Source organism: Paenibacillus sp. FSL K6-2524 (assembly GCF_038005525.1).
Classification (GTDB): Bacteria; Bacillota; Bacilli; order Paenibacillales; family Paenibacillaceae; genus Fontibacillus; species Fontibacillus anaericanus.
In genome coordinates this window covers 1,593,452-1,605,980 of sequence record NZ_JBBOSP010000001.1, presented here as the reverse complement: position 1 = coordinate 1,605,980, position 12,529 = coordinate 1,593,452, and the positions used below count along the sequence as shown (strand labels likewise).

General features: G+C 41.3%; 15 protein-coding genes. 1 reads left to right on the top strand and 14 read right to left on the bottom strand.

Features of this window, described 5'->3' with window-relative positions; genetic code table 11:
- Window positions 1–7: 7 nt before the first annotated feature.
- The 12 genes from NST85_RS06985 to NST85_RS06930 form a co-directional block, all read right to left on the bottom strand.
- The gene (locus NST85_RS06985) at window positions 8–847 is read right to left on the bottom strand and encodes a hypothetical protein (protein ID WP_341188939.1); all 840 of its coding nucleotides are present in this window, start codon (window positions 845–847) and stop codon (window positions 8–10) included.
- A 110-nt stretch (window positions 848–957) separates the two neighbouring features.
- Window positions 958–1,422, bottom strand: a complete 465-nt coding sequence (locus NST85_RS06980; RefSeq protein ID WP_341188938.1) for a hypothetical protein — start codon at window positions 1,420–1,422, stop codon at window positions 958–960.
- 1 nt (window position 1,423) lies between these two features.
- Window positions 1,424–2,032 (bottom strand): hypothetical protein, encoded by a 609-nt coding sequence (locus tag NST85_RS06975; protein WP_341188937.1) that lies wholly within the window; start codon window positions 2,030–2,032, stop codon window positions 1,424–1,426.
- Complete coding sequence (locus NST85_RS06970; RefSeq protein ID WP_341188936.1) at window positions 2,029–2,238, bottom strand: helix-turn-helix domain-containing protein; 210 nt, start codon at window positions 2,236–2,238, stop codon at window positions 2,029–2,031. The genes NST85_RS06975 and NST85_RS06970 overlap by 4 nt, the downstream gene beginning before the upstream one ends.
- A gap of 378 nt (window positions 2,239–2,616) precedes the next feature.
- Entirely contained in the window at window positions 2,617–3,528 is a 912-nt protein-coding gene (locus NST85_RS06965) for a tyrosine-type recombinase/integrase (RefSeq protein ID WP_341188935.1), read from the bottom strand.
- 148 nt (window positions 3,529–3,676) lie between these two features.
- Window positions 3,677–5,305 (bottom strand): chaperonin GroEL, encoded by a 1,629-nt coding sequence (gene groL, locus NST85_RS06960; RefSeq protein WP_127192032.1) that lies wholly within the window; start codon window positions 5,303–5,305, stop codon window positions 3,677–3,679.
- A gap of 38 nt (window positions 5,306–5,343) precedes the next feature.
- Window positions 5,344–5,625 carry a co-chaperone GroES gene (gene groES / locus NST85_RS06955; RefSeq protein WP_127192033.1) on the bottom strand — a complete coding sequence of 94 codons (282 nt, stop codon included), beginning with the start codon at window positions 5,623–5,625 and terminating at the stop codon, window positions 5,344–5,346.
- Window positions 5,626–5,889: 264 nt separating this feature from the next.
- The gene (gene tatC / locus NST85_RS06950) at window positions 5,890–6,648 is read right to left on the bottom strand and encodes a twin-arginine translocase subunit TatC (RefSeq protein ID WP_127192034.1); all 759 of its coding nucleotides are present in this window, start codon (window positions 6,646–6,648) and stop codon (window positions 5,890–5,892) included.
- A gap of 94 nt (window positions 6,649–6,742) precedes the next feature.
- Entirely contained in the window at window positions 6,743–6,964 is a 222-nt protein-coding gene (gene tatA / locus NST85_RS06945) for a twin-arginine translocase TatA/TatE family subunit (RefSeq protein WP_307394484.1), read from the bottom strand.
- Window positions 6,965–7,152: 188 nt separating this feature from the next.
- On the bottom strand, window positions 7,153–7,638 hold the full coding sequence (locus NST85_RS06940) for a MogA/MoaB family molybdenum cofactor biosynthesis protein (RefSeq protein ID WP_127192036.1): 486 nt from the start codon (window positions 7,636–7,638) through the stop codon (window positions 7,153–7,155).
- Window positions 7,639–7,697: 59 nt separating this feature from the next.
- Window positions 7,698–8,189 (bottom strand): cyclic pyranopterin monophosphate synthase MoaC, encoded by a 492-nt coding sequence (gene moaC, locus NST85_RS06935; protein WP_127192147.1) that lies wholly within the window; start codon window positions 8,187–8,189, stop codon window positions 7,698–7,700.
- 4 nt (window positions 8,190–8,193) lie between these two features.
- The gene (locus NST85_RS06930) at window positions 8,194–8,823 is read right to left on the bottom strand and encodes a 5-formyltetrahydrofolate cyclo-ligase (protein WP_341188934.1); all 630 of its coding nucleotides are present in this window, start codon (window positions 8,821–8,823) and stop codon (window positions 8,194–8,196) included.
- A 256-nt stretch (window positions 8,824–9,079) separates the two neighbouring features.
- On the opposite strand from NST85_RS06930, the gene NST85_RS06925 reads away from it, so the two are divergent.
- Window positions 9,080–11,041 carry an ABC-F family ATP-binding cassette domain-containing protein gene (locus NST85_RS06925; RefSeq protein WP_341188933.1) on the top strand — a complete coding sequence of 654 codons (1,962 nt, stop codon included), beginning with the start codon at window positions 9,080–9,082 and terminating at the stop codon, window positions 11,039–11,041.
- Window positions 11,042–11,517: 476 nt separating this feature from the next.
- Here the strand turns inward: NST85_RS06925 and NST85_RS06920 are convergent, their stop codons facing one another.
- Window positions 11,518–12,027, bottom strand: coding sequence for a hypothetical protein (locus tag NST85_RS06920; RefSeq protein WP_307394491.1), 510 nt, complete (start codon window positions 12,025–12,027; stop codon window positions 11,518–11,520).
- A complete protein-coding gene (locus NST85_RS06915) occupies window positions 12,014–12,520 on the bottom strand; it encodes a hypothetical protein (protein ID WP_341188932.1) in 507 nt (168 codons plus the stop codon). The genes NST85_RS06920 and NST85_RS06915 overlap by 14 nt, the downstream gene beginning before the upstream one ends.
- Between the last annotated feature and the right edge of the window lie 9 nt (window positions 12,521–12,529).

Below are 12,529 nucleotides of genomic sequence, written 5' to 3'. Positions count from 1 at the left end.
AATTCATCTAATATGTATCAGTTCGCAGAATCTCAATCTTGAGAAGACCATCATTATGAATCCGAACTTTAAACATATTCTCTACCTCTTTAAGAGCTGGTAATTTGCTTACGTTCAAACTGCCAGTATCTATTCTCAAAACATCAAACTTGACATCGATTATCTCAGTTCTACTTCGGAGAGTATTCTTTGCTACAATGGTCATAGCAAAATCATTATCATAAGTTTCATATCTAAGTTGCTTAGTAGCTTTACCCTTGTAATTTCGTTTCTCCAGTTCTAATCCATATCGATCATTCACTAGCTGTACCATAGCTTCCACGCTCTTGCTCTCGAATAGTGTCAAAACACCTTCTAGGCAAGCAAATCCAATACATGCACAGCCAGCAGCGTTCGCTGTATTATCCTTAAACGGTAACGACACAATGTTGTTCTTTATGTATCCCAATTGAGGGTCTACTCTCTCCAGAGTCGGCCTCATTCGGTATTCCCTACCCGAATCTATGTATTGAATAAGATCCTCAAACCACAGATATACGAATGCTTTATTTTGAACATGATAGGATGCCATACCGTGACAGTCAACCAACCAATCATGACGCAGCCCGTAGTAGGTCTTATTAGACTTATCTCTTACCCTTTCAGTGCTTCTTTTGCATGAATTGACAAGCCAGTATAGCCCTTCAAGAGCTTCATAGCTCGTTAGTCTACGTGAGAGTTTGGTCATATCAAGGACATCACCGAGAACGTCCGATAAGACTTCCCTTGTAAATATATCGTCTTTCTTCGTAAATCTCTCTCCATAAACTTCTTTCAATTCATGAAGTTCTTTAACTTTAACAACCATATGTATTACCTCCTGATGATTTTTATAATCCTCCATATTCCTACTTTTAAAAGTAGTAATATACGACAAAAAGCCCATAATTGGGCTTATGTAATAACTAGAACTTTCTTCTATCCGAATACAGCTGTAACTCCCTTTACACGGGCCTCACTAAAATCCCAAATCCCTTGGGGAAATGCCTCATCTGATGACGTAAATATTAGGCAATCTCTATCAAAGTGCTTAAATGTCATATAATCAACACCATTGTAAATCTTGAAGTAGTTTGTACCGTTGTAATTTAACTCTAAATCCCCAAATTTACCGCCAATCTCAGCGAAATTATTTGGGTATCCCTTCTGATATATCTTTTCTGATGCCAAGTCAGTGGTATTTATATACTTCGCATCTATCATTCCAGCTTTGATCTGATCAGCTCTGATTGAGCCTGTGTACAGTCCAGTTGAAGTAATATGAGTTAGGCGTGGCGAATACTCCATAATCCCACCTAGTTGAGCAGCAGTAGGTTGATTCGATACCTGCCCCCAAGTAATTGTGGCATTCTGTCCCATTTGAACATTCCTACTAATTAACAATTCAAATCACCGCCTGATATATACTAGTTCCCTGTTCGTTTATGATGTGCATTGTCATCAATCCACCAACAGTTTTATCTGATCCACTAACATGCTTGAACGAGTTATATATCGTTTCACATGGTTCTGAACCATTGAAATGATTTAAGAAATACTCCAGCGCAGCTTCCTGTGAATACCCACTCGTTTGAACTGATGAGCCGATAATCTTATGTGGAGTATAACCATCAGATCTACACAACTTAATGTAACCGTTTTCATTTGTTTTCGTGTCAAAGAACCCTATAATAGTTGCCATATCTGTATGGTCATTCCCTTCAAAGTAACTAGGATACTTGAAATGGAAATCATTATGTATTCTTATGCTTTCTTCTTGTGCGATCAACGCAATCTCATCTACGCTCTTTTCTTTTGATCTTGATTGTACTGCTGATCTTAATTCCTCTGCACACGCTAAAACACCTGACGTAAAGATCGATATATGTTCATTGATGAGTGTTAACTTTTTAAAGTCATCTCCAGCCATCTCACCGTTCTTAGTTATTCTTCCATCAGATGCTATCACTAAATATTTCATATAAGGATTATTTGCTACAATACATAGGCTCATGATTGCCACTCCTTACATAACTCAATATATTTAATGAGTCGTTTCTTAGAAAAGTTCACCTTACCATTCTCCCACCTACTAACATGCTCAAGTTCGCAGCCGAGATGGTCAGCTACTTCTCTTAATTTAACTCTTTTCTTTAGCCTCGTCATACGGCATTCTTCTCTTATTGAACTCGTTTGTTCAGGTAACTTTGCATTATACATATTTTCTTCTCCTTTGTAGAAAGCAGAAAAGGCCTGCTGCAAACGCAGCAAGCTCAATGCTTCACTATTTAATGTGGCTTCAATATACTTCTTTCACCACTATTAAAGTATAACACAAATAGTTATTTATGTCAAATAATAGATATATTAAGCAAAGGTCATATATTTTTGACTTTCGTTCTCAAACAACTTGTTTAAATCAACATTGATCCATTCAAAGCCGTTCACTATATCAAACCAATACTTTATATCTTATTTAATCGGGAAGGTGATAGTTTAACAGTAGAATGATCTAAGAAATAGTAATCTTCAATCTCATCAGCTAATCGTTTCTTAAAAAAGAAGCAGTTTAAAGACACCGCTTCTTTTTTATTGACATTATATATCCAAATTGTTTAACGGATTATACTTATCATTCTGTTCTCGTAATTCATTCCCCCACATAGCAACATACCTCATCGTTACAGCTATATTTTGATGCCGCATTAACTTCTGAATTGCAAATGCACTCATACCTGACATAGCAAGTCTATGGCAAAATGTATGTCGAAAGGTATGACAGGATACTCTTATGTCAGAAAAATTCATCTTCTCTCTTAAATACTTAAACACTAGCGTCAACGAATTTTCTGTTAACTGCGTATAATCCCGTTTCGTAAAGGCATATTCGCTCCCCTTACCCCAGTGTTGTTTGCAAAATGTTTGATAGGCTCGAAGCTCTTTCGTTAGCTTCTCTGTCATCGGTAACGTCTCTTTACGTCTTGTCTTGCCAAAGATTGATATTGAATGATTTTCAAAATCAATATCAGACCATTTCAAATTTATGATTTCCCCTCTTCTAATTCCAGTACCTAATATCACAACAATAATCATATAGTCACGGTAAGCACAATAACTATTCTCTCTACGTTTAACTCTTCGATAAAAATTCAACATTTGATTAATTTGCTCATCACTAAATACTTCAACCTTCACATCATCTTTCAATAACTTTACTTTCTTAGCTGGACTACTCTTTATTACCTCACACTCGACCATGTAGTTGAAGAAAGCTCTCATCCTCATTAGCTTTGTGTTTACTGTACCTGCTTTATTTCCTTTGTCCTGACAATGAATCAAATAACTTTTCACATGGCTTTGTGAAATATCCTCTACATTGACTACTCCATGCTCGATGCAGTAATTGATAAACTCACCGAGCAATGTTTGATAGTTAGTGATGTTCACCTTAGTTGTATTCTTAAATCTACGGTCATCCAGAAAATCCTTAAATGCAAACTTTAACAACAAAAAAACCACTCCTTAATAAATTTATTAAGAAGTGGTCTTTGCTTTATTTATTATTTCTAACAGTGACTGCTTCACAAACTGAGGTCTAAACAACCTCAATTTCAGAAGCTTCATGATAGACATACAAGGCTGTAAAGCCTTGTCAGTCCTACATCATGCCGCCCATTCCACCCATGCCGCCCATATCAGGCATACCTGGTTTTTCTGGTTCTGGTTTGTCAGCGATAACTGCTTCAGTTGTCAGGAACAAACCTGCTACGGAAGCTGCATGTTGTAGTGCAGAACGAGTTACTTTCGCTGGGTCAACGATACCTGCTTCAATCATGTTTACCCATTCGCCAGTAGCTGCGTTGAATCCGATACCTGGTTGTTCTTTTTTCAGACGATCCACGATTACGGAACCCTCTTCACCAGCATTTGCTGCGATAGTGCGAATTGGTTCTTCCAACGCGCGAAGCACGATGCTTACGCCTGTCTTCTCATCGCCAGTAACATCGATTGCTGCTACTGCATTGTATACATTCACAAGTGCTACACCGCCACCTGATACGATACCTTCTTCAACTGCTGCACGAGTAGCGTTCAAAGCATCTTCAATGCGAAGTTTGCGTTCTTTCAATTCTGTTTCTGTAGCTGCCCCGACTTTGATTACTGCTACGCCGCCAGCCAATTTAGCTAGACGCTCTTGCAGTTTTTCTTTGTCGAACTCGGAAGTTGTATCTTCCAGTTGTGCACGGATTTGGTTCACGCGAGCTGTAATGTCGCCTTTATCACCACTACCGTCTACGATGGTTGTGTTCTCTTTAGTTACACGCACTTGACGAGTTGTACCCAATTGCTCGATAGTCGTGCTCTTCAAGTCAAGGCCGAGTTTCTCAGTGATCACTTGACCACCAGTCAAAGCAGCGATATCTTGCAGCATTGCTTCACGACGGTCGCCAAAGCCTGGAGCTTTTACAGCTACAGCGTTGAACGTGCCACGTAGTTTGTTAACGATCAACATCGCTTGTGCTTCGCCTTCGATATCTTCAGCGATAATCAAGAGCGGACGAGCTTGTTGTACGATTTTCTCTAGAAGTGGTAAAATTTCTTGCGTGCTGCTGATTTTCTTATCCGTGATCAAGATATACGGATTGTCCAGAACAGCTTCCATCTTGTCAGTATCTGTGATCATGTAAGGGGAAATGTATCCGCGATCGAATTGCATTCCTTCTACAACTTCCAATTCGGTTGCGAATCCACGGGATTCTTCAACGGTAATTACGCCGTCTTTCCCGACTTTCTCCATTGCTTCAGCGATCAATTCGCCCACTTCTTCGTCGCCAGCAGAAATTGCAGCCACTTGAGCGATCGATTGTTTGTCTTCAATAGTTTTGGAGATCTTTTGCAATTCAGTTACCGCAGCTTTAACAGCTTTGTCGATACCTTTGCGAAGACCAATTGGGCTAGCACCTGCAGTTACGTTTTTCAAGCCTTCACGAATCAAAGCTTGAGCAAGAACTGTTGCAGTAGTAGTACCGTCACCGGCTACATCATTTGTTTTAGTTGCTACTTCTTTAACTAGTTGAGCACCCATGTTCTCGAATGCATCTTCTAGTTCGATTTCTTTAGCAATTGTTACGCCATCATTTGTAATTAATGGGCTACCATATTTTTTCTCCAGTACCACGTTGCGACCTTTAGGTCCCAATGTTACTTTTACTGCGTTTGCCAAAGCATCTACACCACGAAGCATCGCGCGACGCGCGTCTTCACTAAATTTTATATCCTTTGCCATTGTTAATTACCTCCCTATATAATTTAAGCGAATATTTCTTAACCGATAATCGCGTGAATGTCGCTTTCTTTCATTATCAGATATTCTTTACCTTCGTATTTAACTTCTGTTCCAGCGTATTTAGAGAACAATACACGGTCGCCTTCTTTAACTTCTAGAGGAACCCGAACCCCGTCTTTCAATGCACCGCTACCAACAGCAACAACTACACCTTCTTGTGGTTTTTCCTTGGATGAGTCTGGAAGCACGATACCGAAAGCTGTTGTTTGCTCTTGCTCAATTGCTTCTACCAATACGCGTTCACCTAAAGGTTTGATCATGAATAATGTCCTCCTTTGAATATGTTGGTGTTAATCTAATAGTTGTAATCCTCGTGATTAGCACTCGACATGCCTCAGTGCTAACAACCAATATTTATGATACTCAACTTGAGCCAAAATTTCAAGTTTCTTTGAATATTTTTTACCTACTTTTTTAAAAACAACCTCAAAGCACTCCTTCATCTTTCCTCCGTACTCACCTATATTACCCTTTTACTTACAAAAAAAACGCGCTTATTAAGAAAAGTAGCGCGTTGAAATAATCTATTTATATTTTTCCTTACGTTCCGCATCTGCAGCTAATTGCCGACGATGTACACGACTAGATAGCAGCACACTAAACTCATACAACACAATAAGCGGAACCAGTACGAGAAATGCCGAGAAGAAATCAGCTGGTGTAATCATAACTGAAATAACAACCAGTGCAAAATAAGCCACACGTCTCATTTTTCGCAACTTGAGTGGGTTTAAAATCCTTATATGAGTTAGGAATAAAATGACAACCGGGAGCTCGAATAATAGAGAGATCGGTAACACAATGTTAATTAAGAACTTGAAGTAATCAGCCATGCCATACGTCTCTATTAAACCTAACTCCTTATTTAAGGAACCTGTAAACGTCATCGCAAGCGGAAAGACGACAAAATAGCCAAATGCAACACCTAATAGAAAACAAATAAATACAAATGGAATATATCTCAACGTCGCTTTGCGTTCCTTAGGCTTCAGACCAGGACTGACGAACGCCCAAATTTGAAATAGGGTAAACGGTAGTGTAATGCCAAGCGCTACCATCATCGCAATTTTCATATAGACTCCGACGCCGTCCCAGAAAGAGAACGCATTCAGTTCAATCTGCACTCCTGAGATTACATTTACCGTCAAATAATGATAGATAGGTTTAACAACAAAGAAGGCTGCTACGAGAACTACTGTAAACACCAGTAAGGTGAAGAATAATCGCCGGCGAAGTTCCGACAAATGATCGATCACGCTCAACTGCTCCTGCCCCTGAGCCATACTCCGCCCCCTTTAGTCCTTGTTTACTCCTACATCATACAAAATCCCCTCAAAAAAGAAGGGATTGTTCTTCGTATAGAGATCTCCAGTTCAACTATTCAGGTAATCGCCGGTCATCAGGTTTCGGAGACTCACTCTTTACAGCAGCAGATGCTTCTGGCTTCTTCACCTCAGGTCCATCATCTACGATATCCCGAGTCGCCTCTTTGAATTCACGGTAAGTACGACCCACAGCTCTCCCTAATTCAGGCAGCTTGTTAGGCCCAAATAACAGCAATGCTGCAATAATGATCAATAGCAATCCACCAGCGCCCATGATAGTTTCCCCTTCCGAAACAACAAATAGATAAGGTAGTTCATCATCACGTTTCCTGCATACGCCCACATCATACCATAACTAATGTCACAGTTATAGCCTGATTATTCGACACATTTAACATATTTACAGAAAAGACGATCGTTATTTCGCTGGTGAAAATACATTGATTCATTCTTACCCATCATTTACAAACGAAATTGTCCTGTTACCATCAATAATGCTTCAGGTAGTTGATTCATAATTGCAGCTAAATTCTCATGCACACCTTTCGGTGTACCAGGTAAATTAACGATTAATGTACGTCCGCGAATACCAACAATGCCCCGGAACAGCATGGCACCTGGATTTTTCTGCATTGCTGAATATCGCATCGCTTCGGCCATCCCCGGTACCTCTCGCTCAATAACCCGCCTTGTCGCTTCCGGAGTTACGTCCCGAATGGCTAATTCTGTACCCCCTGTTGTAAGAACAAGATCGGCGTGGAAATAATCAGTCATTTCAATCAAAGCGGCAATGATCTCATCGGGTTCATCTGGAACGATGCGATACTCGATAATCTCGCCACCCAATTCTTCCTCAACCAATTCCCGGATAACCTGGGCGCTCGTATCTTCACGTTCACCTCTGGCTCCTTTGTCACTTGCCGTAAGGATTGCAGTCTTCCAAACCAAGTGCTCACCCCCTCATCCATTTAGGAACTCCCGTTCCGATAATATTAGCTCTCTCTCTGCTAAGACCGGGTATAATCCCCGCTCTTGCCACCCATTTTGGATCGTAACAGTGTAGGTCCGATCACCATATCCTTCTGCAGCGCTTTGCACATATCGTATACCGTCAGTGCTGCTGCTGATACCGCTGTCAGCGCCTCCATTTCTACGCCAGTTTTACCCTCCGTTTTAACCGAGGCTTCTATGTAAAGTTCATCAAGTCCATTATCGGTAAAAACAATATTCACACCTGTTAGCGGTAGCGGATGACACAGAGGAATCCATTGTGATGTTGCCTTTGCCCCCTGAATACCAGCAATCTGGGCAACTGCAAGCACGTCCCCCTTACCAATCTTACCTTGCTTAATGGCTTCGAGTGTGGATGGATCCATAGTTACCATAGAGCTGGCTATAGCCACACGAACGGATATGTCCTTCTCTGATATATCTACCATGTGCGCTCTACCTTGATCATTAAAATGAGTCAGTTCCCCTTGAACTGCAGCCGAATCCATAGCTTTATTCACTACTTTCTTTCCTATATATAACGCCGGACGCCGTAAACAGCATGTCCAGTCTAAAATCATGATCTTCCATGGGAATATCCCTGGCAATAAATTGTTCCTTTAGTGCCAATGCTGCAAGTTTAGTATGATTATGTCCCAGGTCTCTAAGTTTGGCAATAAAACGATCGTAGTATCCTCCCCCGAAACCGATTCGGCCACCTTGATCGTCGAATGCAAGTCCTGGTACAAGTACTACATCAATTTCATTCCAGCGGGAAACGGGCCAAACTGCCGCATCCTCACCTGGTTCGAGAATTCCCCAAACGCCAGGGACAAGGCTTTGCTCATCAACGTATTCATGCAGTACTAGCGAAGCGTTGGGGGCTATTTTGGGCACCAGTACCCGATCACCTCGGATCAGACTATTCTGGATAAAATAACGCGTATCAGGTTCGTCACGAAACGATACGTAACTGAACACGGTTAGTCTTCCCCCTCTGAGTTCTCGAAGAGGGCCTAGCACCTCATGCTCAGCCCGAAGGCATGCCTCTTCTGACTGTTCCCTTCGGGAAGATTCAGTTACCCGGGACCGAGTATCTATCATCTGATGTCTTAATGTTTGTTTCAAATCTGCGATATCCAAGTTACTCCTCCTTACCACCTTCGAAGATTGGAGTTCCCTTGTTCTGAATAGCCATCCCTAGTTCATCTCTTCACCTAGTGTATCATTGTTAGCACAAAATGAAAACTGATCATCAAACCCTTATTGAGCCTCTGTTAAGCGATAACAATGAGCGGTGCACTAAGCCCTCTTTTCATGTACACTAATAGAAGATAAATTAATACGGATAACCTATAAATGATTAAGGTTCCTAACGATATGGAGGATCAATATAGTTATGCTGCTTCAAGCAACGGACATTACAAAATTATACGGTGTTACTAGTGTGCTCAATGGGATTAGCCTGCAGATTTTAGAGCGGGACCGCATCGGTCTTGTTGGAGTCAACGGCGCGGGTAAATCGACTCTTCTACAAATTTTAGCCAATGAAATGTCCTATGATGGCGGACAAATTTTCAAAGCTAAAGAAACGACGATTGGCTATCTTGCCCAAAATAGCGGCTTACAATCAGAGAACACGATATGGGAGGAAATGCTCAGCGTATTTGCCCCATTAATCGAAACGGAACGTGAGTTACGCCAAATGGAAATACAGATCGCCGGTCCGAATCAAGCTGCTAACGAAAAAGCTTATCAAAACTTACTTGAACGTTACGCCGTGAAGTCCGACTGGTTTAAGGATAATGGTGGATATGAAATGGAGACTCGGATCCGAAGCATTCTTCACGGAATGGGCTTTGGCAACTTCGCACCTGACACGGTCATTTCTACACTAAGTGGCGGTCAGAAAACGAGGCTTGCGTTGGCTCGGATCTTGCTACAAGCTCCGGACCTACTCATGCTCGATGAGCCAACAAACCATTTGGATATTGAAACATTGACATGGTTGGAAGACTATCTTCGGAATTACTCTGGTGCCTTGCTGGTGGTCTCACATGACCGCTATTTTCTTGATCGACTTGTCACTGCAATTGTCGAAATCGAACGCAATCAATCCCGTAGATATACGGGAAATTACAGTCGTTATATCGATCTCAAAGCTGCAGAATATGAGAGCCAAATGAAACTATTCGAGAAACAACAGGATGAAATTGAGCGAATGGAAACCTTCATTCAACGCAATATTGTCCGTGCCTCCACCACCAAACGTGCGCAAAGCAGACGTAAAGCACTGGAGAAAATGGATGTTATGGATCGACCACTCGGCGACCTCAAGAAAGCTAGCTTCTCATTTGAAGCAGAGGTAATGACTGGCAAGGAAGTCTTACAAGCAAGCGATCTCTCTTACTCCTTCGGAGATAATAAAGCTCCCTTGTTCCAAGACGTCTCCTTCGACATGAAGCGAGGGGAAACAATTGCACTGATTGGCCCTAATGGGGTCGGTAAATCCACACTACTCAAACTGCTTATTGGTGACCTTGAACCTTCCACAGGTACGATTAAATGGGGAAGTAAAGTCAAAATCGGATATTACGATCAGGAGCAAACTCATTTAAATCCGCGAAATACAATTTTGGAAGAAGTCTGGAGTACGTTCCCCCATCTGGAGGAGACACGTATTCGCAGTGTGCTAGGTAATTTCTTATTCAGTGGTGAAGATGTACTCAAGAAAATTGCGGCACTTAGTGGTGGCGAAAAGGCTCGTGTAGCACTGACCAAATTAATGCTCCAACAAGCCAATGTTCTTATTCTCGATGAGCCAACGAACCATTTAGATTTGTACAGCAAAGAAGTGTTGGAATCTGCTCTACTTGATTACGATGGAACACTCTTCTTTATCTCTCACGACCGTTATTTTCTCAACAAAATGGCCGAGCGAATTGTCGAGCTTCATCCCCGTGGCTCACAACATTTCCTAGGAAATTATGACGATTATGTAGCGAAAAAACAGGAACTCTTGGAGATCGCCGCTGAGAAGGCTGCAGCTGAGGCCACCAAAAAGACAAGTCGCTCAGCTGCAGATTTGGAGTCCTCGGTCGCTAAGACAGGGGCTGCTTCCTTTGAAGCAGACAAACAAGCTAAACGGGAAGAACGAAGCCGTCTCCGTCGTATTGAGCAGTTGGAACAACTCATCGCGAAACTGGAGAGTGAAATTACTGAGCTTGAGATTCAATTAACACTCCCTGAGGTATATCAAGACTATGTAGCTATTCAAGAACGTCAGACAGAAATCGATAAGAATAAAGCAGAGGTGTTGGCTGCTTATGAAGAATGGGAGACATTAGCTGAGCAGGGATAAGCCTAAAAAATATTTTTTTACACCGCCTTAACAATCCCGGCTTTTATTCACATAGATATCCACACACGAAGAATTCAGCTCGGCATCAAAAGCGACCTATTAGGTCGTTTTTTTTACGGGTACATAGCCAATTTCCTAAATTTTCATGTCTTATCCACCGAGTTATGCACACTATCCACAGTTTTCTGAAAAAAGTGACTTGTTTTTCGTAAAAATGTTCAAACTCTTGGTACGCAAGCTTTCATCTTTTTTTCATTAATTCTATCGACAATCTGTGGATAACCTTGTACACAGCTTGACAAATCCATAACATTAAATTAACAAAATATCCTCCTTGGATGTTGTTACCTTCTATTTCATGCAAACGAATATAAAAATAGAGAAGTCCCCGAATGTTAGCTTGGCAACATTCACGGTACTTCTCTCCTTGTTCTTAAATCTTAATTATCTCACTATGATTCAACCTTCAACCCAAGTCACTTGCCTGTTACATCAACTTCAATTCCTTCGTCGGCTTCAATTGAGATATTTATCTTAGCTTTTGCCCCGTTTCCCACCAATTTAATCCGGTAAGTCCCCTTCTTAACATGGAGTACGTTGTCACCCTTGGCTGTCCCCTCCGAAAGAACGTTAACCATTTGATCAGGATCAACAGCTACGAGTTTGAATTTCCCTTTATACACTTCTTGATCATAATGAATGGTCACATTTCCTTCTTCTTTCACAGAGAATGTCCATACTGTATCCATTCCATTAAAACGTGAGAAAGATTTCTCAAGTCCCCCATCTTGGGTAACTCCGCCCAACTGACTCCCGTAACTGTATGTATCGCCTTCAGATGATATTTCTGCTACATCATCATAGACTCCCTTCTGCCGATCCGTAGCACCGCAACCGCTAAGTAGTGACAACAAGATCAATCCACAAATCAGCATAGCAAGCCCGACTCTACCTTTACTGGCTCTATCTATATTAACTGGCAACATGTTTTGTTCCCCCATGAATAAGTGTTGAATTAGATTTGGTGTAATAACTACTGACAGATGGCAACAAAGTCACAGCTTGAATAGCTAGTCCGAGCGTTATATAAACAATATGAATGGTAGATATTTCGCTAACGATATAGACTTGCACCGTAATCCAAATAATAAGTGCAAATCCGATATAAAGTGAAAATGCCCATGACCAGTGTAGCTGCTTGAATACATTCAACTTCTCTCCTATTTTCCAGTCCCATTTTATAATGAGAGCCGACATAACGATCAGTGGAAACACACCTAGTGCTAACAGCAGAATGATTCCTGGAATCAGAAAATCAGGAAATATCGTCACCTTCATGAGCTCAATAGACATCCCCATCATATTACCGCTAGGATCAAAAACCAGAAATAAGCCACCCACCATGGCTCCTATACCAAGAAAAGCTTGAAGTGCAATTAACAACCAACCCGTAAAAGTACGTTTTGATGCAGCAACCATTCAATATCA